At 41.1% G+C, this 23576-nt stretch carries 21 protein-coding genes and 1 other annotated feature (1 of these 22 running past the window's edge); of the genes, 2 read left to right on the top strand and 19 right to left on the bottom strand.

Going from position 1 to position 23576, the window contains the following annotated elements:
* Positions 1–5 precede the first annotated feature (5 nt).
* From spxR to HMPREF1518_RS03250, 6 genes are all read right to left on the bottom strand, one after another.
* A complete protein-coding gene (spxR, locus tag HMPREF1518_RS03275; RefSeq protein WP_000033801.1) occupies positions 6–1283 on the bottom strand; it encodes a CBS-HotDog domain-containing transcription factor SpxR in 1278 nt (425 codons plus the stop codon).
* Entirely contained in the window at positions 1276–1827 is a 552-nt protein-coding gene (locus HMPREF1518_RS03270) for a GNAT family N-acetyltransferase (protein WP_033584124.1), read from the bottom strand. The genes spxR and HMPREF1518_RS03270 overlap by 8 nt, the downstream gene beginning before the upstream one ends.
* 15 nt (positions 1828–1842) lie before the next feature.
* Positions 1843–3102: a UDP-N-acetylglucosamine 1-carboxyvinyltransferase gene (locus HMPREF1518_RS03265; protein ID WP_033584122.1), complete on the bottom strand. Its 1260-nt coding sequence runs from the start codon at positions 3100–3102 to the stop codon at positions 1843–1845.
* Between the two features lie 157 nt (positions 3103–3259).
* Positions 3260–4765 carry a pyruvate kinase gene (gene pyk / locus HMPREF1518_RS03260; protein ID WP_033584120.1) on the bottom strand — a complete coding sequence of 502 codons (1506 nt, stop codon included), beginning with the start codon at positions 4763–4765 and terminating at the stop codon, positions 3260–3262.
* A 64-nt stretch (positions 4766–4829) separates the two neighbouring features.
* Positions 4830–5837, bottom strand: a complete 1008-nt coding sequence (pfkA, locus tag HMPREF1518_RS03255; RefSeq protein WP_000820879.1) for a 6-phosphofructokinase — start codon at positions 5835–5837, stop codon at positions 4830–4832.
* Between the two features lie 81 nt (positions 5838–5918).
* The gene (locus HMPREF1518_RS03250; protein ID WP_033584118.1) at positions 5919–9020 is read right to left on the bottom strand and encodes a DNA polymerase III subunit alpha; all 3102 of its coding nucleotides are present in this window, start codon (positions 9018–9020) and stop codon (positions 5919–5921) included.
* Between the two features lie 386 nt (positions 9021–9406).
* On the opposite strand from HMPREF1518_RS03250, the gene HMPREF1518_RS03245 reads away from it, so the two are divergent.
* Together HMPREF1518_RS03245 and HMPREF1518_RS03240 are read left to right on the top strand one after the other, a co-directional pair.
* Entirely contained in the window at positions 9407–11680 is a 2274-nt protein-coding gene (locus HMPREF1518_RS03245; RefSeq protein WP_033584116.1) for a Xaa-Pro dipeptidyl-peptidase, read from the top strand.
* A gap of 18 nt (positions 11681–11698) precedes the next feature.
* Positions 11699–12169 (top strand): arginine repressor, encoded by a 471-nt coding sequence (locus HMPREF1518_RS03240; protein ID WP_007519472.1) that lies wholly within the window; start codon positions 11699–11701, stop codon positions 12167–12169.
* A 35-nt stretch (positions 12170–12204) separates the two neighbouring features.
* On the opposite strand, the gene HMPREF1518_RS03235 is transcribed toward HMPREF1518_RS03240, so the two are convergent.
* The 13 genes from HMPREF1518_RS03235 to trpX all read right to left on the bottom strand — a co-directional run bounded on the left by HMPREF1518_RS03235 (position 12205) and on the right by trpX (position 23417).
* The gene (locus HMPREF1518_RS03235) at positions 12205–12369 is read right to left on the bottom strand and encodes a hypothetical protein (RefSeq protein ID WP_000502578.1); all 165 of its coding nucleotides are present in this window, start codon (positions 12367–12369) and stop codon (positions 12205–12207) included.
* 9 nt (positions 12370–12378) lie between these two features.
* Positions 12379–13689: a GTPase ObgE gene (gene obgE, locus HMPREF1518_RS03230; RefSeq protein ID WP_033584114.1), complete on the bottom strand. Its 1311-nt coding sequence runs from the start codon at positions 13687–13689 to the stop codon at positions 12379–12381.
* A 71-nt stretch (positions 13690–13760) separates the two neighbouring features.
* Positions 13761–13895: a DUF4044 domain-containing protein gene (locus HMPREF1518_RS03225; protein ID WP_000863851.1), complete on the bottom strand. Its 135-nt coding sequence runs from the start codon at positions 13893–13895 to the stop codon at positions 13761–13763.
* 30 nt (positions 13896–13925) lie between these two features.
* Positions 13926–14114, bottom strand: a complete 189-nt coding sequence (locus tag HMPREF1518_RS03220) for a PspC domain-containing protein (RefSeq protein ID WP_000735791.1) — start codon at positions 14112–14114, stop codon at positions 13926–13928.
* 20 nt (positions 14115–14134) lie between these two features.
* Positions 14135–15460 carry a glycosyltransferase family 4 protein gene (locus HMPREF1518_RS03215; RefSeq protein ID WP_033584112.1) on the bottom strand — a complete coding sequence of 442 codons (1326 nt, stop codon included), beginning with the start codon at positions 15458–15460 and terminating at the stop codon, positions 14135–14137.
* Positions 15461–15468: 8 nt separating this feature from the next.
* Positions 15469–16512: a glycosyltransferase family 4 protein gene (locus HMPREF1518_RS03210; protein ID WP_000428259.1), complete on the bottom strand. Its 1044-nt coding sequence runs from the start codon at positions 16510–16512 to the stop codon at positions 15469–15471.
* Positions 16513–16624: 112 nt separating this feature from the next.
* Entirely contained in the window at positions 16625–16954 is a 330-nt protein-coding gene (locus HMPREF1518_RS03205) for a metal-sulfur cluster assembly factor (RefSeq protein ID WP_033584109.1), read from the bottom strand.
* Between the two features lie 14 nt (positions 16955–16968).
* Positions 16969–18078 carry an RNA polymerase sigma factor RpoD gene (gene rpoD, locus HMPREF1518_RS03200; RefSeq protein WP_000201893.1) on the bottom strand — a complete coding sequence of 370 codons (1110 nt, stop codon included), beginning with the start codon at positions 18076–18078 and terminating at the stop codon, positions 16969–16971.
* 2 nt (positions 18079–18080) lie between these two features.
* The gene (gene dnaG, locus HMPREF1518_RS03195; protein WP_033584106.1) at positions 18081–19841 is read right to left on the bottom strand and encodes a DNA primase; all 1761 of its coding nucleotides are present in this window, start codon (positions 19839–19841) and stop codon (positions 18081–18083) included.
* Between the two features lie 193 nt (positions 19842–20034).
* A complete protein-coding gene (locus tag HMPREF1518_RS03190; RefSeq protein ID WP_000222726.1) occupies positions 20035–20466 on the bottom strand; it encodes a hypothetical protein in 432 nt (143 codons plus the stop codon).
* Between the two features lie 268 nt (positions 20467–20734).
* Positions 20735–21493 (bottom strand): ABC transporter ATP-binding protein, encoded by a 759-nt coding sequence (locus HMPREF1518_RS03185; protein ID WP_033584104.1) that lies wholly within the window; start codon positions 21491–21493, stop codon positions 20735–20737.
* A complete protein-coding gene (locus HMPREF1518_RS03180) occupies positions 21490–22356 on the bottom strand; it encodes an ABC transporter permease (protein WP_033584102.1) in 867 nt (288 codons plus the stop codon). Before HMPREF1518_RS03180 ends, HMPREF1518_RS03185 begins: the two co-directional genes overlap by 4 nt.
* Positions 22357–22421: 65 nt before the next feature.
* Positions 22422–23417: a tryptophan ABC transporter substrate-binding protein gene (trpX, locus tag HMPREF1518_RS03175; protein WP_033584100.1), complete on the bottom strand. Its 996-nt coding sequence runs from the start codon at positions 23415–23417 to the stop codon at positions 22422–22424.
* Between the two features lie 116 nt (positions 23418–23533).
* Positions 23534–23576 (bottom strand) — a binding site (T-box leader) (it continues 173 nt past the right edge of the window).

The following is a 23576-nucleotide window of genomic DNA, read 5'->3' as shown; positions in this document are numbered from 1 at the left end:
AGATTCTAATTAATTTTAACCGTAACATTTGCTTTTGAAACAATCTGATGACCATGATAAATATCATAATCAATAATAGCTGAGCGTCTCGTGTGGTGAATAATACGAGCCTGAATCCGCAAAGTATCATCTATCTGTACAGCCTGCAAGAAATAAATCAACATCTGTTCAATGATGAGATTACGTCCGCTATTGACAACGAGGTCTTGGGTCATATGGTTGAGGATTTCAGCCAAAACCCCATTAGCAAGGACACCATTTTTCTCCAACATGAAGGGTTCAACAGTTATGACGACTTCATCATGATGATAAGAGAGTTTTTGCCCAATTTGCTCTGAAAAAGTCGGCAAAGCAGAAACCTGAGAACGGCTCATCTTTTCCATGACATCTCGTCGTGTTACAACACCGAGTAGGGTTTGGTTGCTTCTGACTACCGGAACCATCTCAAAGTCTTCTGCAATCATTCGTTGACTAACATTGGCAATATTGGTCGCCAATCCTGTTACGAAGATGCTGCGCGTCATCACCTTGTCAATCGTCGTGCTGGGAGACTTGTCTCCTGCGTCACGCATAGTAACAACCCCAACAACCACTTGGTGTTGGTTAACAACTGGAAAACGGCTACTTCTGTTCTTACGAACCAAGTCTAGATAGTCTTTGACTGTATCGGTTTCTCTCAAAAAACCATACTCATGACTGGGACGATAGAGCTTTTCAACTGTCAGAATATCGGTTTTGATTTGAACGTTTGAGAGAGCTTTGTTAATCATGGTCGCTACTGTAAAAGTGTCATCTTTACTTCTTAGAACTGGAATCCCTTTTTTATTGGCCAACTCAAGAACATCATCCTGAACATGAAAACCACCTGTCACGAGGACCGCATTTTCATTTTCCAAGGCTAGAAGTTGAATACGAGTACGGTCACCTACGATCACAAGACCACCATCATGGAGATAGGATCGGATATTCTGCTCTGTCATGGCCCCAATGGAAAATTTGCTAAACTCTCTCTCCAGCCCTTCCTGACCGGCTAAAACCTCAGAGGAGGTGACTTCAGCGATTTCAGCATAGGTTAGCCGTTCAATAGCCACTTTCTTTGGCTTAACTCGTATGGTTCCACTACGTGGCCGAGTTTCAACGATGCCACGATTTTCAGCTTCTTTGATAGCTCGGTAGGCGGTTCCATCACTAACACCTAGGTGATTAGAGATACTGCGAACACTAACTCTTTTCCCAATTGGCAACTCTTCCAGATAGGACAAAATTTCCTGGTGTTTACTCATTGAATTCTCCTTTTATGTATCGAAATTCAAGATAGTCCCTCATTTTTCGTGTATAGCGATCGCTCCCCTTAAACTGTCGGAAGAGACTAAATCCCGATTTTAAGGCTACTTTTTGGCTAGCTTGATTTTCCAAATGAGTGATGATGGATAATTGTTTTAAACCAAATTCTTCAAAGGAAAGCTGACAAAGCTTGGTAACCACTTCTGTCATATAACCTTGTGACCAAGAATCCTTTTTTAAGAAATAACCAATTTCTGCTTCTTTTTTGATTTCATCAATCTTTTCAAATTTAATGGAGCCAATCATTTCCTGATTTCCTTGGAGACAAATAGCCCAAACACCTAGAGGAGTCTTCATAAAATAGTTAGCAAGTGCGTACTGACTTTCTTCTAAACTTGCTTGACTGGGAAAAATAAACTGTAAATTTTCAGGATTGGAAGCAATCTCGAAAAACGCTTGACTGTCACTAAAAAAGAAAGGACGCAAATACAAGCGCTCCGTTTCAAAAAAAGAAAACATTGCTAATTTGGTCCAAATATTCATAATCACCTCAACGGCTTAGTCTTCAACGAGTGTAATATCTGCTCCAAGACTACGCAATTTTTCAATAATATCTGAGTAGCCACGAAGGATAAACTCAATATTCGTAATTTCAGTTTTACCTTCAGCCATCAAACCAGCAATAACAAGCGCTGCACCAGCTCGCAAGTCTGTAGCTTTTACGCTTGCCCCGTGCAATCTACGACCACCGTTGTAGATAATGTGATCATTTGTAGTCGTAATATCCGCATCCATTTTTGCTAACTCAAAGACATGATTGACACGTTTCTCATAAATCGTATCAATAATGGTTCCACGACCTTGGGCAGTTAGTAAAAGTGGCGTGATAGGCTGTTGCAAATCGGTTGCAAATCCAGGATAAGGAGCTGTTTTGATATTGATGGCCTTCAAATCAGACTGTTCTTCAACGAAGATACTGTCTTCTGAGACTGTCATATGAACGCCCATTTCCTCTAGTTTGGCGATAAACCCTTCTAAGTGCTCATAGAGAACGTTGTTAATGCGAATTCCTTTTCCTACCGCTGCAGCAAGTGAAATATAGGTTCCAGCTTCGATACGGTCTGGAATGACTTGGTGACGCGTTCCATGAAGTTTCTCAACACCATCAATAATGATAATATCAGTCCCCGCACCACGAATGTGGGCCCCCATATTGTTCAAAAGGGTAGCGACATCAATAATTTCCGGTTCACGAGCCGCATTTTCAATGACAGTGCGTCCCTTAGCTTTAACCGCAGCAATCATAGTGTTAATCGTTGCACCAACGCTGACGGTATCCATGTAAATACTTGCTCCGTGAAGTCCCTTACCTTGGGCAGATAAATTCATATTATCTCCCTCATAGCTGACCTTAGCACCCATGGCTTCAAAGGCTTTTAAGTGAAGGTCAATCGGACGAGGCCCCAGATCACATCCACCAGGAAGTCCAACTGTAGCTTCACCAAAGCGACCTAAAAGACTTCCGTAGAAATAATAAGAAGCACGCAAGCTATTAATCTTACCATAAGGCATAGGAATGTTTTGAACGCCTCTTGGATCAATCTCCAAGACATCCTCATAACGCTTAACAGTCGCCCCCATAATTTCCATGATTTCGACAAGACTAGCAACGTCTGAAATGTCTGGAACACAATCTAAAGTGACAATATCATCTGATAAGATAATAGCTGGAATAAGTGCTACAACACTATTTTTAGCACCACTAATGGTGATCTCACCTTGCAATGGACGTCCACCATTGATGACAATTTTTCTCATGTTTTACTCTTTCAAAATTTACTAAAAAGGTCTTTTCGTTCTATTATACCACAATTTTCAATTTTTTCCCATTCCTATTGATTAAACATTCCATTTCGATAAAAAAACCTATCATTCAAGCTGAACAGCTTGATATGATAGGCTTTGTAATGTTAGATTAGCGTACAGTGCGGATGCGCATTGTGTTTGTACGAACAGCTTCGCCAAGTGGCACACCTGCAACGATAACAATATCATCACCAGATTCTACCAAACCTTGCTCAACTGCAATTCTTTCAGCGAGATCAAACATATCATCAGTGTTTGATGGGCGATCAGTGGTTACTGGAATAACTCCCCAGTTCAACATCAAACCACGCTGAGTCAATTCATCGAAAGTGATTGCCAAGATATCAGCATCTGGACGGTATTTAGAAATCAAACGAGCAGTGTGACCTGTCTTAGTAAGAGTAACCACCAACTTGATATTCATAGAATTTGTCGCATCCTTAACAGCTGAAGCCATAACCTCAGTCTTAGAATTACGTGGCAAGTTAACAAACGACAAGCGACCGTATTCTTTTAAAAGAGTTTGAGCATTTTTGTCAATAGTTGCCATCGTAGTAACTGACTCAAGTGGATATTTACCATTTGCAGACTCACCTGAAAGCATTGTAGCGTCAGTTCCGTCGATAACAGCGTTAAACACATCTGATACTTCTGAACGCGTTGCACGTGGTTTTTCAGTCATAGTTTCAAGCATGTTTGTTGCTGTGATAGCGACTTTACCAGCTGCGTTCACTTTAGTGATGATCATTTTTTGGTAAACTGGAACCATTTCGAATGGTACTTCGATACCCATGTCACCACGAGCGATCATGATACCGTCAGCAGCTTCAATGATTTCATCCAAGTTGTCGATACCTTGTTGGTTTTCGATTTTAGCGAACAATTGAACGTGACCGTTACCAGTTTCTTCACAGATTGCACGAACTTCGTTAACGTCTTTTGCAGTACGTACGAATGAAATCGCGATGAAGTTAATACCTTGTTCAAGACCAAAGCGGATATCATCGTTATCACGTTCAGCAAGAGCTGGGAAAGGAATTTTAGTGTTAGGGATATTTACACCTTTTTGTTTAGCAATCACACCGTCATTTTCCACTTCAACTACAAATTCACGAGTTGCATCGTCTTTTTCTACAACGCGAAGACCAAGTTTACCATCGTCAACCAATACTTGGCGACCAACTTCAACGTCATCATAGATGTCAAGAGCACCAGCAACGTTCAAAGCAATCACTTCACGAGTTGATTTGATTCCTTGTTTAGTTGCAACACGGATTTTTTCACCAGTTTTGTATGAGTACTCTTTAGCTTCACCTTCGAACAACTCAGTACGGATTTCTGGTCCTTTAGTATCAAGAAGGAAACCAACTTTCTTACCTGCAAGTTTTTCTGCAAGTTTAACAGTTGCCATACGTTCACCTTGTTCTTGGTGGTCACCGTGTGAGAAGTTGAAACGGAAAGTGTTAGCTCCCGCTTCAATCAATTTAGCAATGTTTTTTGCTGAAGCTTCAACGTCAAGTTTTTCACCCCAGTATCCGTCATCACCGAATTTCTTTCCACCACGGATTTCAACCGCAGGACCCAAAGTTGCAACGATTTTTACACGTTTATTCATGATTTGTGACTCCTTTATATAATTTGACCTTTTATGGTCATTTTACCAGATTAGTTAAAGTTGATTATGACAAGCTCTTATTCAAGCTAGCAAGTTCAAGGTCAGCTTTGTGAGGGTTGTTAACAACGATTTTGCCATCAGCTGTTAGGCTGAACAAGGCTCCTTCTTCTGCTGTTCCAAGAATTGGGTTTTCAACCATTTTTTCGTTACGGATACCAACAGCGACACCACCGATTCCTTGTTTGAGAAGTTTAACAGCGTGTGCTCCCATACGTGACGCTAATACACGGTCACGAGCGGTTGGTGAACCACCACGTTGGATATGTCCAAGCTCAGTCACACGAAGGTCACTAGTATCTCCTGCTTCCTTTAGTTTCTTACCAAATTCATCGGCAGACATAACCCCCTCGGCCAAAACGATGATGTTGTGTTTTTTACCACATTCATAACCAGCTTTGATACTAGCTACGATATCTTCCATCTTGAAGCCTTCTTCAGGGATAATGATTTCATCAGCACCAGTTGCAATACCTGCCCAAAGTGCGATATCGCCAGCATTACGTCCCATTACTTCAACAACGAAAGTACGACGGTGACTTGATGATGTATCACGAATCTTATCGATTGCATCCATTGCAGTAGTAACTGCAGTATCAAATCCGATTGTGAAGTCAGTACCTACGATATCGTTATCGATTGTACCTGGAAGTCCGATAGCAGGGAATCCATGCTCAGTCAAGCGCATAGCTCCGTGATAAGAACCGTCACCACCGATAACAACGACACCTTCGATACCGTGTTTTTTCAACTGCTCAATCCCTTTAAGTTGACCTTCAAGTTGTGCAAACTCAGGGTAACGAGCAGAGTGAAGGAAAGTACCACCACGGGAAATGATGTCTCCTACTGAAGCAGCATCAAGTGGATAAATTTCGCCGGCAACCATACCTGCATACCCATCATAGATACCGAAAACTTCCATTCCTTCTGAGATTGCTTGGCGAACTACTGCACGGATGGCAGCATTCATACCAGGGGCGTCTCCACCACTGGTCAAAACAGCAATACGTTTCATTTGGTTTTTGCTCCTTTTCCTTTTAACATTCTTACTGATTATACCACATTTAAATCGAAAATTCTTCTATTTTTCGTATTTTTAGCGATAAATCGTTTTCATGGTAATTTCCTTTAATTTCTCCTGTAAAGCAGGCTCTTTTTTTACAAAATGCCGTGTAGAAACAACTGTTTTTTGCTCCTCTTCATACCTGATAATCACAGGAGTTGGGCCTTTGTATTGTTCTAGGATATTTGAAATCTCTTTATCGTATTCATGATTTTTAACTTGAATCCAGAATCGTTCCGCCACTGCTTCTTTCAAATCTTGTGCAATCATTTGCAAACGGCCATCTCGAGATTGAACCTTCCCATTGATATAGTAAAATTTCCCTTCGGAGAGGATGGGGGCGAATTTTCTATATTGATCTGAAAATACAGTCACATCCATCCGAGACTTACTGTCATGAACCTGTAGGAAAGCCATGTTCTCTCCCTTCTTGGTTCGAATCACTTTTAGTTTTTGCACTTCAACTAGGAGAGTAGCTTGAGCTCCCTCAGTAAGATTAGCAATCGGGGTCGTCGGATATAGGGCTTGTTTGGCAAGAGTTTGGAGAGGATGGGCACTGATACCTACCCCAATCAATTCCTGCTCCTTGTAAAATTTCTCCGTCTCAGTAAAATCATCAGCTTCAGTCCAACTATAGGTTGTATCCGCAAAGAGTCCACCTAACTCCTCAACAAAAACAAATAAGTTTGGTAGGTTCACTAAGATTTTCTGGCGATTCTTGTCAAATTCATCAAAGAGCCCTAGTTCAACCAAAGGAGTCAAAAGCGACAGTTTCTTGTAATTCTTGGGAAGACGTGTGACAAAATCTTCAATGCTTGAGAAAGGACGATTTTCGATGATCCAGTAAGAAAAATCTCTTGGGATGCCCTTAATGGCTTTTAGACCAAGATATATTTTCTTCTGAGCAATTTTATCGTGATAGGGAATGCTATTGATTGCTAACGGGGCTACTTCAAAGCCCATCTGCAATGCATCCACAATGTAATCGCTACTGGAATAATTCAACATGACTTGGAAGAAAATAGCGGGATAATGCGTCTTGAAATAAGCTAGCTGGAAAGCCAGCGCTGAGTAGGCATAGGCGTGGGATCTGTTAAATCCATAGCCTGCAAATTTTTCCATCACTGCAAATACTTGGTTGGCTTTTTCTTCTGTATGCCCCAATTTCATAGCTCCTGTGATAAAATCTTCCTTCATCAAATGCATCTCTTTAGCATTTTTCTTACCCATGGCTCGTCTGAGAATATCAGCTTTACCAAGGCTGAAGCCTCCAAATCGCTGAGCTACCTGCATGACCTGCTCTTGATAGAGCATAATACCATAAGTTGATGACAGAATATCCTCCAAGACAGGATCCAGCACCGTCACCTTTTCTTTGCCGTGCTTCCGAGCGACAAAGTTATCAATATAATCACTAGCTCCTGGTCTGTTGAGGGAGGTTGTGGCTACTACCTCTTCAAAGACTTGTGGCTGAACTCGTTTCAAGAGTCGAATGGCACCAGGTTGTTCAAATTGGAAAATCCCCTTGGTATTTCCAGCAGCAAAGAGGGCAAGAGTTTCCTTGTCTTCCAAATCAATCTCTTCGATTCTCAGATGAATACCTTCTGATTCTGCTAGTAATTCCTGCATTTTTTGTACAAAAGTTAGGTTACGCAGACCTAGGAAATCCATTTTTAAAAGGCCATTTGCTTCAACTGCATGTGCATCGTACTGGGTGATCAGCATATCCTCACCGTATTTTAGCGGGATATAGTCTGTCAGGTCCTGGTCACTCATAACGACTCCTGCAGCATGAATAGAGGTCTGACGAGGATAACCTTCTATCTTTCGAGCAATCTCAAAAGCTTTTTGATATTCCATTTTGCTATTGATGACCTGCCTAAACTGTAAATTCTTTTCATAGGCTGTCGTTAGCGTATCTCGGAAACTGATTTTTTTCGTAATATTTGTTAATTCGTACTCTGGAACGCCATAGCGTTTAAAAACATCACGAATTGCTTGTTTTGCCCCAAAGGTCGAATAAGTGACAATTTGCGCCACATGCTGACTACCATAGCGATCACGAACATAGCGAATAAACTCCGGCCTATAAAGGTCAGGGATGTCGATATCGATATCAGGCATGGTGTAACGCTCACGATTTAAAAAGCGTTCGAAAATCAAGTTCTTTTCAACCGGGTCAATTCCTGTAATATCCAGTGAGTAAGCTACTAGACTACCAACCGCAGAACCACGCCCCATTCCCATGTAATATCCTTGGGAACGTCCAAAACGGAGCAAATCCCAAACTACAAGAAAATAGTCGTCAAAGCCCATATCATGAATCACAGCTAATTCTTCATTTAGTCGCTCACGATAGATAGCTGAGGTTAGCCCCTTGTCACTCAAGCCTTGCTCAGCCCTCTCTCGAAGTTCTTCTACTGCTGGTCTTTCAGGATTAAAGCGAGGGAGTTTTAAACTTGGGTCGATTTGATAGCTTACATTCTCTATCAAATCCTGGAGATTGGCAAGCGCCTGAGGGAAGCGATTCATAAAACGTGCTTCCAAGCCTGAGGCAGGTAGAAAGATTCCTTGTTGTGAATGCAGATCCACTTCTCTTAGGCTGACATTATCCTTGACTGCTGACAAGATTTGTAAAACCTGTAGGTCTTCTTTTTCAAAAGAGTTGACTTGATAGAGTGGAAGAATAGATCTAGTAAAGACTTCTTGAGGAGTATCTGGACTGACACCGATAAAATAATCATGCCCCAAATCCAGTTGTTCGACCCCATTAAAATAGGGAACAATAATGGCCACATCTTCGAGGTGGGAGGTGAAGTCAGACCAATTTTTCCATCCAGTCATTTTTAAAGTGGATAACTTCATCAACTCTTGATAGCCTTTAGTGGATAGGGCTAGAAAACGAAGAGAAATATTCTCCTCATCTTTGATCAAGGTCATTTCAAGACCAATTAAAGGTTGGATGCCATACTTACGAGTCACTTCTAGAAAATGATAGGCTCCATAGAGATTATCCACATCCATAATAGCAAGGTGAGAATAGCCATACTCTTTAGCTGTTTGTACATATTTTTCAATCGAAACCACACTTTCCATAAAACTGTAAACAGTCTTGGTGTCGAGCTGCGCAATCATTTCTTCTCCTCCTTGCTTTCGTTTTACTACTATTATACCATTTTAAGTTGGATATTGAAGCAACTCGGATGCTTTCTTTTCAACATCAGCATTTACAACCTTTCCGTCTTTCTTCCCTTTAATTTTTAATATTATAAGATGGATTTGAATATCATTTTAGATATTTTTATACTAAGTAAAGTATAATAAAGTCAGACTCTATATGCAATTTCACATATAAAAAATTCTAAGAAAGGGCTTTTTATTATAGTATTTATTCATCATTTTATAATAACTTACTAAATAGGTATTCCGCTTCACGAAATTTCTTGCATCAAAGTTTATTTATTCCATTTTTCCTTATTTTTTGATATAATAAATTCAGTCTGTTTTCAAAGGAGAGAACCATGCGTTTTAATCAATTTAGCTATCTTCCGACCTCTAGTTCTCAACAATTAGATGAATTAGCAAGTCTTGGTCTGGAATTGTCCCCTCAACTGCCCTTAAAAAAGCAATTTGAAGACTTCATCCGTTGGAGTTTTTTCACTTATTCTAACACGGATTATGCCTTATCCACTTTGGCCGCGGATAACGAAACAGATCTATTAACTTTTTTCCAATCAGAGCGTGATTTAACTGCTGATGTTTTCTACACGGTAGTTTTTCAACTTTTAGGGTTTAACTATCTTGTTGACTTTGAGGACGCCGAACAATTCCGTAAAGAAACTGGATTTCCTATTGTTTATGGAGATCTCATCGAAAATCTTTATCAGTTACTCAATACGCGAACGAAAAAAGGAAATACGCTCATCGACCAACTTGTTAGTGACGGTCTCATTTCAGAAGACAATCACTACCACTACTTTAACGGTAAGAGCTTGGCAACCTTCTCTACTCATGATGTCATTCGTGAAGTCGTGTATGTCGAGAGCCGTGTGGATACCGATAAAGACGGTCTCCCTGACTTAGTCAAGGTCAGCATTATTCGCCCGTGTTATGATGGACAAATTCCTTCAGTTATGACTGCCAGCCCTTATCACCAAGGGACCAACGGCAAAGCTAGCGATAAAGCTCTCTACAAAATGGAAGGGGAGTTTGAGGTCAAACCTGCCCACACCATTCAGCTTGAGGAGCCCAAGCTGAATTTAGTCGAGCCTATCGGCCAAGCTGAACTCGTCTCTGAAGCTAAAGAAAAGTTAGCTCATATCAATAGCTCATACACTCTCAACGACTACTTCCTCCCACGAGGATTTGCCAATCTCTATGTATCGGGTGTTGGAACTAAAGATTCTCAAGGTCTCATGACCAATGGGGACTACCAGCAAATTGAAGCATATAAAAACGTGATTGACTGGCTTAATGGTCGTTGCCGTGCTTTCACAGACCACACGCGCAAACGTCAAGTCAAGGCTGATTGGTCAAACGGCAAAGTTGCAACAACAGGAATTTCCTATCTAGGCACCATGTCCAATGGTCTCGCCACCACTGGTGTTGATGGCTTAGAGGTCATTATCGCTGAAGCAGGTATTTCCTCTTGGTACAACTACTATCGGGAAAATGGTTTGGTGACTAGCCCAGGTGGTTATCCAGGTGAGGATTTTGACTCACTTGCTGAATTGACCTACTCCCGTAATCTCCTAGCTGGTGATTATATTCGTGGTAATGGAGTTCATCAGGCAGACTTAGAGAAGGTAAAAGAACAATTAGATCGCAAGACTGGTGACTACAATCAGTTTTGGCATGACCGCAACTATCTACTCAATGCTCACAAGGTTCAAGCTGAGGTCGTCTTTACGCATGGTTCTCAGGATTGGAATGTCAAACCTCTTCATGTTTACCAGATGTTTCATGCTCTTCCAACTCATATCAACAAGCACCTCTTTTTCCATCATGGTGCCCATGTCTATATGAACAACTGGCAGTCAATTGACTTCCGCGAGTCCATGAATGCCTTGTTAAGTAAAAAATTGTTAGGACTTGACTCAAACTATCAACTTCCTACTGTCATCTGGCAGGACAATACTACACCGCAAACTTGGCAGAGACTTGATGACTTTGGCAAACAGGACGAACTGCATACCTTCTCTCTTGGAGTTGAAGAAAAGGTAATTCAAAACCAGTATGATCAAAAAGATTTTGAACGTTATGGAAAGACTTACCAGACCTTCAACACTGAACTTTACCAGGGAAAAGCCAATCAAATCACCATTGACCTTCCAGTAAGTCAAGACATTCACTTAAATGGTCGAGTGGAGCTGAAACTTCGTGTCAAATCAAGTACGAATAAGGGATTATTGTCTGCTCAACTTCTCCAACTAGGACAACAGAAGTACCTTCAACCCTATCCAGCGGTTCAATCAGTCCGAACCATTGACAATGGTCGTTACCACATGTTAGAAAATCTCTGTGAACTGCCATTCAACCCAAGTGCCCAACGTGTCATCACCAAAGGCTACCTCAATCTTCAAAACCGAGATGATCTCTTGACAATCGAAGAAATTCAACCAAATGAATGGATGGACTTCAAGCTAGAACTTCAACCAACTATTTACAAACTTAAAGAAGGAGACATTCTCCGCTTAGTGCTCTACACAACAGACTTTGAGATTACAATTCGAGATAATACAGACTATCGCTTGACTGTTGATTTAGCACAGTCTACTATCACTATTCCCTCATAAAAGGAGCTATTAACACTTATGAACAAATCTGAACACAGACACCAACTTATTCGTGCCCTCGTTTCAAAAAATAAAATCCATACCCAAGCGGAATTGCAAGCCTTGTTAGCCGAAAACGATATCCAAGTTACACAGGCAACCTTATCACGCGATATCAAAACCATGAACCTTTCAAAAGTACGAGAAGAAGATAATTCTTACTACGTGTTAAATACAGGCTCTATCTCCAAGTGGGAAAAACGTCTTGAAAATTATATGGAAGATGCTCTTGTTATGTTGCGTCCTGTCCAACACCAAGTTATTTTGAAAACTTTACCCGGTTTAGCCCAATCATTTGGATCTGTAATTGATTCCTTGGACTTTCCAGATGTCATTGCAACGCTTTGTGGAGATGATGTCTGCATGATTATCTGTGAAGATGCTACAAAAGCGCAAGCTTGTTTTGAAAGCCTTAAAAAATACGCACCACCATTTTTCTTTGGCGAATAACACAAATCCCGTGATCAAAAGATCACGGGAATTTTTTATTTCTTGGACTGTGTTTCTTCTTTCTTTGTGCGTGCCAATCGAAGAGCACGTTTAGGGTTGAGACGATTAAACAATTCTTCTAGTTTCTTTTCATTCCACACATCTGCTGCAGAAACAAAATTTCCATCTGCATCTCGGAATGATATCGGTTTATCTCCCATATCAATCTCCTAGTCTACAAATTCAAACTCAAATTTACCGATGCGAACCAAGTCGCCATCTTTAGCTCCACGCGCACGAAGGGCTTCGTCAACCCCCATACCACGAAGCTGGCGGGCAAATTTCATAACTGATTCGTCACGGTCAAAGTTGGTCATGTTAAAGAGTTTCATGAGTTTTTCACCAGAAAGTACCCATGTCGCATCATCATCACGACTAATCTCAAAGGCCTTTTCTTCCTCGTCAAAGCCGTAGTAAGCCTCTTCTTCCATATCGGATTCATCATAAATCGGAAATTCTGGAGTCTTGTCCAACAATTCAGCTGTCGCATCTAAAAGAGTTGCCAAACCTTGCTTGGTCAATCCAGAAATAGGGAAGATAGCTGGAAGTTCCTCAAACTCGTCGTAGTTTGCTGCCAACTTTTCCTTGAAAGTTTTAAGATTTTCCTGACTTTCAGGCATATCCATCTTGTTGGCTACGATGATCTGCGGACGTTCCATGAGACGAAGGTTGTAGGATTCCAATTCCTTATTGATAGCAAGGTAATCCTCATAAGGATCACGACCTTCGCTAGCAGACATATCGATGACATGGAGGATAACTCGTGTACGTTCGATATGACGGAGAAACTGGGTTCCAAGACCAACCCCTTGACTGGCCCCTTCAATCAAACCTGGAAGGTCTGCTACTGCAAAAGATTCACCTGACTGTGTACGAACCATACCCAAATTAGGGACAATCGTCGTAAAGTGGTAAGCACCGATTTTAGGTTTAGCTGAAGTGATGACACTAAGCAAAGTTGACTTTCCAACAGATGGGAAACCGACCAAGCCGACATCTGCTAAGATTTTCAATTCCAGTTGCAACTCACGTTCTTGCCCCGGTTCTCCATTCTCAGAGATTTCAGGTGCAGGATTTTTGGGAGTGGCAAAACGGATATTTCCACGACCACCTCGACCGCCATGAGCCACGATAAATTCCTGACCATGTGCAATCAAGTCGGTAATGACTTTTCCTGTTTCCGCATCACGTACAGTAGTCCCCTGTGGTACGCGAACACGAAGATCTTCTGCACCACGTCCATGCATTCCTTTGGTCATCCCTTTTTCACCGGAATCAGCCTTGAAATGACGGTTATAGCGGAAATCCATCAAGGTACGTAAGCCTTCGTCTACCACGAAAACAACGTTACCTCCACGTCCACCATCACCACCCCACGGACCGCCATTAGGGACATATTTTTCACGACGAAAGGCAACCATGCCATCGCCACCATTACCAGCCTTGACCTTGATCTTGGCTGTATCTAAAAACATACTCATATTTTCTTCTCACTTTAAAAAGGCTGGGGAGAACCCAGTCATTAGTTATTGTTTCTATTCTCGCAGCTTGCTTAGAATCTGCTAAAAGCTCCAAGCGCAGTTGCAAAGATACCAGCAAGGGTTACAAACAACATGATGAGCACGACAACAAGTGTCACTTTCTCAAACAATGTTTTTTTACGTTTTCCATTATCTCCAAAAGCCATAACTTCTCCTTTTCACTTTATAATTCTAAATTAATAGTCTGTTGAAACCGGTGCAACCACCCATAAAATGATGTAAGCAAGGATTCCTGCTCCATAACAAAATGCAAGAACACCCCAAACAACACGAACAATTGTTGGGTCAATATCAAAATAATGGGCAACTCCTGCACAGACTCCACCAATTATTTGGTTTTTTCCACTTCGCATTAATTTTTTCATAATATTTTCCTCTTATTCTATTATTTGAATTCATCTTTCCAATAATCTCTGATTCTGGATAATTGCTTCCGAGAAGCCCGCAAAATACGCTTAGACTCTTTTACTGGACTTGTAACAGCCTGTTGGGGTAGATATAAAATCGTTTTTAAAAAGCGCTGACTGACAGGTTTTCCATCATGCAATTCATGTTCAAAGTTATTTGAGATAATGGCATCAAGGTAAAACTCATGTACTCGTTTTCCAAAGTTCTCAGCCGAAATTTCGTACAACTTATCCGCCAACTTTTGTTCAGACATATCAGGAGTAGCAATCAAGGCTTCAAGGATAGCTCCTGCAAGCTCTCGTTCTCCATAGTAGAGGGTACCAAACATTTTATCACTGATCAGGTTATCAAGATAGGGGTTGCCATGAGCGATAACAGGCGTTCCACTGGCTAGACTTTCTAGATAGGTTAAGCCCTGAGTTTCACTCGTTGAGGCAGAGATGAAGAAATCTGCAGCCTTATAGTATAAGGCTGTCTCGCTTGGAGCAATCATACCTGTAAAAATCACATGTTTTTGCAGGTTTAATTTCACTGCTTGCTCTTTCAGACTGTCCAGATAAGGACCGTCTCCAGCAACGACCAGCTTCACTTTATCTTCTTCTTTTAATACTTCAGCAAAAGCATCTAGGACTGCTTGGATATTCTTCTCATAAGAAATACGCGAAAGGCTCAGTAGCATTTTCTCGTCTTCCTGAATACCTAACTTCGAACGAAGTTCTTGCAAGTTTTCCTCTTTAATCTCAGGTCGTTCAAACTTAGCTAGCTCAATTCCGGTTGGAATGACACGTTTTTCAACCTTCACTTTGTATTTAGATAAAAGGTCCCGAACAATCTCGCTAGGACAGATTACTCCGTCTACATCACGAAGGAAACCACGTACCAGATATTTTACCATACTTGGACGAATCAACATCCCCTTAGCAATATAATGCACATAGTCTTCGTACTGGGTATGGTAGGTATGGATAACAGGAATTCTCAATTCTCGTGCGATCCAAATCCCTAATAATCCAAGTGAAAATTCTGTCTGGGTATGAATGATATCGAGTTGATACTGCTTGGCGATTTCAAGTGCCTTTGTAAAACCTCGATAGGCAAATCGTCGATCTTTAAATGCAAAGAAAGGGACACTTGGAATTCGAATAATTTGCCAATCCTCGTAGCGGTTCACATCTTTATCTGTTGTTGTAAAGATAAAAACTGCATGGCCTTGCTTCTCAAGCTCTGTCTTCAAGGTTCGAATACTGGTCGCAACCCCGGAAACCTGAGGAAAATAGGTGTCTGTAAATAAACCAATTCGCATAGATTACCTCACTTTTTACCTAGAGCAGCCTGTTCCCGATAAAATTTTAACCAAATTCCCAGTAAACGCTCTTCTGAATACTGCTTGGATATCCTTTTAGCTTTTTCTTTCAATTCTTTCAACGCTTCAGGGTTTTCTTTATATTCTAGGATTGCTTCTCTCATCTCAGAGACATCACTTGTAGCACGATAATCTCCCTCAAGAATGACCTTATACAGGTCCAAATCCCTTAACATAATAGGAGCCTCGCAACTAGCTGCCTCTAAGATGGTCATAGGGAATAGTTCATTATAGCTAGGTAGTAAGAACAAATCAGCTAAAGCATACAGTTCCCGCATCCTCTCCGGTGACACAATACCTGGGAAAATTAGATTTTTAGGTGGATTGTCCATAATCTTCTTATAGCGTTCATAACCATCTGTTATTCCACCAAATGAAAAACCACCAGCCCAGATAAAGGTAATTTCTGGCAATTCTTCAGCAAGACGGATAAAATCATCTATCCCTTTTCGTTTCTGAACCTGGCCCGCACCAACCACGACAAACTGATCTTTTGCGAGATCCATTTCTTCACGAAGTTGTGCAACTTGTTCAGCTGGTAATGGATGCCATTTTTCTTTGTTTACAAAATTGGGAATATAAGTTATTTTTTCTCGTGGAATACCCGCAGCAACTAGATCCTCGATAAACATGGGATTGACCACCACCAAGTGTTCCATCCGATTGTAAAAGGAAAAAACATAGCGTTTGACAATTCCTTTTAGGAAAAATGGAATTTTCAAACTCCCTTCGAGTGTCTCAGGCAAGAAATGCACATAGCCAACTTTTCTCCCAGAGCGTTTCTTTTGAAATGTGGATAAATAATAAGGGAAATCAATGGTGTGAAAGTGGGTTACGTCTGCCTCTACAGGAAGATTCTCCGTAACAATTAACTGATCTTTGGCATCACGGTGAAGGAGACTAACCAATTCTCTATAAGCTCCTGATACTCCTTGACCAGCCACTTTTTCACTTGAACTTAGCATATTAATACGCAATTTTTTGTTTTCCATATTACTCATTATACCATTTTATTTCAAGAAAATCAGTAAAAGAAAGAAGAGACCAGAGGAAAATGGAGGAGCCCCTCTCTTTTCCAATCGTCTCTCGTAATTTTCCAATCGATTACTTAATTCCTAGGGCGATACGCGCATAGCGACTCATTTTTTCAACCGTCCAGGCTGGATACCAGACCAATTTGACTTCGATATTGGTTACCTCAGGCACCTCTGTCATCGCATCGTGTATCTGGTCTGTTAAGAGGTCAGCCAGTGGGCAACCCATAGTTGTCAAGGTCATATCAATTTCCGTGTGACCTGTTTCACCATCAAAACGAATCTCGTAAATCAAACCTAGGTTGACAATATCAATTCCCAACTCAGGGTCGATGACCTCTTCCAAGGCATTTAAAATGCGTGTTTTGATCGTTTCAATTTGCTCTTCTGTATAAGTCATGTTATTCCTCACTCTTAGTCTTCAATAAAATCACGAAGTGGTTTGCTGCGACTTGGTTGACGCAATTTTCTCAAAGCCTTGGCTTCAATCTGACGAATACGCTCACGAGTCACGTTAAAGACTTTACCAACATCTTCAAGAGTACGCATTTTCCCATCATCTAGTCCGAAACGCAAGCGCAAGACGTTTTCTTCACGGTCTGTAAGAGTATCCAAGACTTCATCCAACTGCTCACGCAAAACGATACGAGTTGTGTAGTCTACTGGATTTTCAATCACTTCGTCTTCGATAAAGTCCCCAAGATGGCTATCGTCCTCTTCACCAATCGGTGTTTCAAGTGATACTGGTTCTTGGGCGATTTTCAAGATTTCACGGACCTTGTCAGGTGTCATATCCATACGCTCAGCGATTTGTTCAGGAGTTGGATCTTGCCCTAATTCTTGAAGGAGATTCCGCTGTTCACGGACAAGCTTGTTAATGGTTTCAACCATGTGGACAGGGATACGAATGGTACGAGCCTGGTCAGCGATGGCACGAGTGATTGCCTGACGAATCCACCAAGTTGCGTAAGTTGAAAACTTAAATCCTTTTGAATAGTCAAACTTGTCAACAGCCTTCATCAAGCCCATGTTTCCTTCTTGGATCAAGTCAAGAAACTGCATGCCACGCCCTACGTAGCGCTTAGCGATAGAAACCACCAAACGAAGGTTGGCTTCGGCAAGACGTTGTTTGGCCTCGATATCACCAGCCTCAACAGCTAGGGCCAATTCTTTTTCCTCTTCGTTGGTTAGGAGAGGAACGACCCCGATTTCCTTCAAATACATACGGACTGGGTCATTAACCTTGGCAGAAGTTGAGCCAATCAAGTCCTCATCACTGAGTTCTGGTTCTTCTTCTGTACTAAGAACACGCGCACTTGGATTTCCTTCATTATCTGTGATAGAAATTCCAGCATCCTGAATCCGTTGCAAAAGGTCTTCAATGCCGTCTGCATCTAAGGTAAAAGGAATAACCAGACTTGAATTGATTTCATCGTCTGTTGCTGTTCCTGTTTTTTTGTGGTTACGGATAAAGTCTGCTACTTGCACATCAAATGTCGTTACTTCTTTTTGTTTTGTTGCCATTATTACTCCATTCTTCTCTTTTGGGAAATCAATCGTTGCAATTCTTCCAAGGCTGTGTCCGTATCTCCTACATGACTAGCTTCCTGCACTTTCTTTTTAATTCTTAAGTTGTCCTTGCTGAGGAGGGCACGGTTTCGAGTCGCTTCGACTTCCGCTAGCTCTTGAGGCGACATATCAGCTGGCAAATCCAGACTAAGCACGTGGTACCAAGCATTTTCAACCTCAGGTGTCTGATGAGAAAGCTCCTCTGAGCCGATTTCTCCCTGCTCACTTAATAATTCGTAAAGAATCTGAAATTCTGGGGTATCAAAGAAAAAATCTTCTCTTAATCTGTAGTCATTTAGAACAACTGGATTCTCGGCCATTCTATAAAGGAGATGAGCCTCTGCTCTCATGACTGCTGTTAGTTGCCGAGTCACAGGCAAACTAATCGCTGCTGGAGGTTGCTCCTCTTTGACTCTTTCCTGCCTTTGAACAATGCGACTTTCATTTACAATCTGCTCCACCTGCTGGTAATCAAAAGAAGGTAGATTATCCGCCAGAATGTGGATATAAGAATTCTGGGCAGTGATAGACTTTTCTTTGGCGATTAGGGGTGCAATCTTTTCAATGAACTCGATTTGCGCCTGTAAGTTATCACTATTTTCAGGCTTTAGCTGGTGAATATAGAACTCTATAGGACTAATCCGAGTCTTGGTTAAAAGGTAAGCCAGGTCTTCAGCAGAATTCTTTTGTAGATACTCATCGGGGTCCATGGCATCAGGTACTCGGACAACTTCCACTGAGAAATCTTTTAATTCTTCCAGAGCTTTGACTGTTGCTGCCTGCCCTGCCTTGTCACCATCATAGCTAAGAACAATCTTTTTGGTAAAGCGTTTAAGATGATCAACATGTTCCTTGCTCAGGGCTGTTCCCATGGAAGCTACAGCATTTTCTATACCAGCACGGTAGGCTGCGATCACATCCATGAAGCCTTCCATCAGATAGAGCTCTGTAATCTTACCTGTTCCCTTTTTTGCCTTGTCCAAATGATACAATTCGTAACTCTTGTTAAAAATTGCAGTCGAGCGACTATTTTTATATTTGGCAGTCTGACTGTCCGTTTCTTGCCAGATACGACCTGAAAATGCAATAACCTGCCCCTTGTCATTGGTCAATGGAAAGATGATCCGTCCAAAAAAAGTATCATAAAATTGATTACCATCTGACAGATAAAACAAGCCCGAATCCAATAAATCCTTTTCCTCAAACTTGTCAGCCAAACGTTGATAGAGATAAGTTCTCTCTGCTGGAGCTAGTCCAATCTGGAAGTGCTTCAGAACATCGTCTGTCAATCCGCGTTTGTAGAGATAAGCCCTTGCTTCTTCTCCCATCTTTGTCGTCATGAGGATGGCATGGTAAAAACGGGCAGCTTCTCCATGCATATCATATAGAGCTTGATGAGGGGAAGCTTGTTGAGGACGAGACTGGACAGGCATGGCTAGTTGAATACCGACGCGCTCCCCTAAGAGCTGAACGGCTTCCATAAAGGACACACCTTGGTATTCTTCGATGAACTTAAAAACATCTCCTGAACGACCACAGCCGAAGCAATGATAAAACTGCTTGTCTTCCACAACGTTGAAAGAGGGGGTCTTCTCACCATGAAAAGGACAGAGCCCTAAATAGTTCCGTCCAGCCTTTTGTAAAGAAATCACGTCGCCTATGACTTCCACAATGTTGGTATTGTTTTTGATTTCTTCAATAACTTGCTTGTCAACCATACACAATACCTCCATGTTATCATAGTTTTACGTTAACTAGTATAGCTTATTTCTGAAAAAAAGTAAACCATTTCATACGCTTTCCCTACTTATATTTCATAAAAACTCACTGTTATCATGTTATCGGGAATCTTCTCCTTAACTCCTCCAACTTATCCTTTTATTTTCTTGTAAGATTGCTCATAAGTTACTTTTATTTTACTTGTTCTTGAAGATTATTTTTCAGTATTCTGCTAATATATTGTCCATCTTTTCTGCTGATACAAGCCGTTGCAAAAGTCATGGGTGCTATATATACTTCTCCTCGATAGGAAGGATCAACCAACACAGGCATGGAATAATAAGCATTCTTTTTATTCTTTAGGTCAATGAACCACTTGCCACCTAAGTGCTTGCGGAAGGTTTCTCCGATATAGACTGTTAAATAATCCAAGAGTTTTTTATCCTCTATCAAGACATGGTGATTTTCATAATGAGCCAAAATCCAAGCCTCCAAATCATCCAAGGACTGCATGCTATAGTCCAAGATTAAATTTTGCTCTTGGGCAAAATCCTTAGTAAAATAATCCATTTTAAATTCAATCTGGAAAATCCATTCCTGAAAGTCTTCTTGTGTGTAAGTCATTTTTTACCTCCATAAACAATATGTTTTATTGAATTTTTTTCACTTTGAATGACTTATTATTATCCTAGATATCCTTGATTTTGATATTTTCTTAAAAGGCTAGGAATAATCTTGTATTTATACTCCATGTTGATACTTATTATACTATAAAATGAAGCAACTTGGACAAGTGCACCAATCGATCTAATTATGTCACTAAAAAAACTAGAAACATCTGCGTGCTTCTAAGTTTTGATTTTATATAGTCTCAGGAAGTTCCTGCCGTCTCCTATTCAAACAGTTGATAGTAGTCTGAAATTTTCATCTTAGCTTTTTCTTCTTTATTGAGGTCTTGGATGATTCGACCTTCTTTCATGACTATCAGACGATTTCCATACTTCAGTGCATCTTCCATATGGTGAGTAATCATCAAAGCTGTTAGATGATCCTTGTTGACAAAGTCATCTGTTAATTCCATCAAGGCTACACTCGTTTTTGGGTCAAGGGCTGCTGTGTGTTCATCCAACAAGAGCAACTCTGGTCGCTTCAAGGTTGCCATCAAGAGACTCAAGGCCTGACGTTGTCCACCTGAAAGAAACTCAATCGGAGTGTCCAGATGTTTTTCAAGGCCATTTCCCACTTTTTCAATGGTTGTCTGAAACTCTTCCCGATGGCTTGAAAGTCTTCTAGGAAGGAGTCCTCTCTTCTCACCACGAAACTTGGCAATTAAGAGATTTTCCGCCACTGTCATACGGGGAGCCGTCCCCATCTTAGGATCCTGAAAGACACGAGACAAATACTTAGCCCGCTTTTCAGGTGAAAAATGCGTCACGTCCTCACCCATGATACGAATACTTCCACTTGTTAAAGGTAAGGTACCTGCAATCGTGTTAAAAAGCGTTGACTTCCCTGCTCCATTTCCACCTAGAATAGTAATGAAATCATGTTCGAAAATTTCAAGAGAAACATCATTCAGAATGATTTTTTCCTCATCAAAGCCATTCGTGATGACTTTGGTAGCATTTTTTAATTCTACAATTGCTGTCATTTGCTAAACTTGACTCCTTTCAGGTATTTGCTTTTGAAGGTTGGAATCATAAGGCAAACTGCCAAAATCAAGGCGCTGTACAAACGAAGATAACTTGTATTAAACCCAAGAGCAATCACTCCCCAAACGAGGAACTGATAAGCGATAGAGCCTACGACAATGGTCATGAGACGCTCTGCCAAGGTCAAACTCTTGAACAATACCTCACCAATAATCAAGCTGGCAAGCCCTACGACAATCACACCGATTCCTCGAGAAACATCTGCATATCCTTCTTGTTGAGCAATTAAGGCTCCTGCAAGCGCGATAATCCCATTTGAGAGAACCAAGCCCATGAGTTCCATACGTCCCGTATTGATACCAAAGCTACGAGCCATATCAGGATTGTCACCTGTAGCGATGTAGGCTTGGCCTAGTTTGGTATCAAGGAAAAAGAGCATGAGGCCAATAACAAGAGCTACAAAGATTAATCCAGTCAGGAGTTGGTTAAGGTCTGAATCAAAAGGCAAGACATCCTGAATTTGCTTGGTTCCAAGAATCCCCAGATTGGCACGTCCCATAATCATGAGCATGATGGAATGGCAAGAAGTCATTACTAAAATTCCTGATAAGAGGGTTGGAATGTTTCCTTTAGTATATAAGAGTCCCGTCGCCATTCCAGCTAGACAGCCCGCCCCTACTGCAGCTAGGGTTGCTAAAAATGGGTTGGCTCCCTGCGTTATCAAGGTTACAGCTACTGCTCCCCCTAGAGGAAAAGAGCCCTCAGTAGTCATATCTGGAAAATTCAAAATTCGGAAAGTCATAAAGATTCCCAAACCTAGAATCGCCCAGACCATCCCCTGAGAAATAATGGATACTATCATAATCTTTCACTCATTTCTTTCTTTAGTAAAAATGGGAGGAGATGTGTCCAGCTCCTCCTTTATCTTTATTCTATCACTTGTCCTGCTTCTTTTAGAACAGACTCAGGAATGGTGATACCAAGTTCCTGCGCTAGTTTTTTGTTAATCACTGACTTACCAGTTGAAAAGACATTGACTGGCGTATCAGCTGGTTTTTCACCTTTCAAAACTTTGGCAATCATTTTACCAGTAGCCACTCCAAGATCGTGTTGGTCAACTACTACAGATGCTAATCCACCTGCTTCTACCATGGCAGTGGCACTTGGGTAGATTGGCTTTTTAGCTGTTTGGTTGCTTGAAACAACTGTTGAAAATGCGGATGCGATGGTGTTGTCAATTGGAACCCAAATCGCATCGACCTTGCTTGTCATAACATTGACTGTTGAAGCAATTTCATTTGTTGAAGGAACGGCAAATGTTTCGACTGTCAAACCTGCTTTTTCAGCATAAGCCTTGAATTCTTCTACCTGTGTTTTTGAGTTATCTTCGCTACTTGAGTAGAGAGCGCCGATTGTTTTGACATTTGGTGTCAAAGTTTTAATCAATTCCACTTGCTGTTCAGCGGGGTTGTGGTCTGATACCCCTGTGATGTTGCCACCTGGTTTTTTCAAATCCTTGACCAAGTTAGCACCGATTGGGTCTGTAATAGCAGCCATGATAACTGGTAGGTCTTTTGTAGCACTTGCGAGCCCTTGAGCTGCTGGTGTTGCAATCCCAACAACTACATCGTTTCCATTTGCTATCAATTGTTTACTCATGGTTGCAACCTTGCTCTGATCTCCTTCAGAGTTCATAAAGTCGATTTTTACTTGGTCGTCCTTATAGCCTTCTTCAGCTAGTCCATCTTGAATCCCCTGATAAATCAAGTCCAAAGATGGGTGACTAACAAATTGAAGGACCCCAACCTTAGCAACCTTTTGATCTTCCTTAGCTGCAGGCTTGTTCATTGATGAATAAATCAAACTAGCCACCACCAATACTGCTAATCCAGCGATGATTCCAATTAAACGTTTATTTTTCATATTCTTTCTCCTTTTAAATCACTTGTATAATACTCTTTTCACTCAAAACAAGCGACGCCATCGTTTAAATTTCATAATCTTTCCTCCCATAAAAAAATCCTCACACAAAAAACTTGTGTGAGGACGTCGATGCGCGGTACCACCTCAATTATAGGGAAT

The organism is Streptococcus sp. SR1 (assembly GCF_000526075.1).
In the GTDB taxonomy this organism is placed as follows: domain Bacteria; phylum Bacillota; class Bacilli; order Lactobacillales; family Streptococcaceae; genus Streptococcus; species Streptococcus halitosis.
This window is presented reverse-complemented; position numbering and strand designations above follow the sequence as displayed.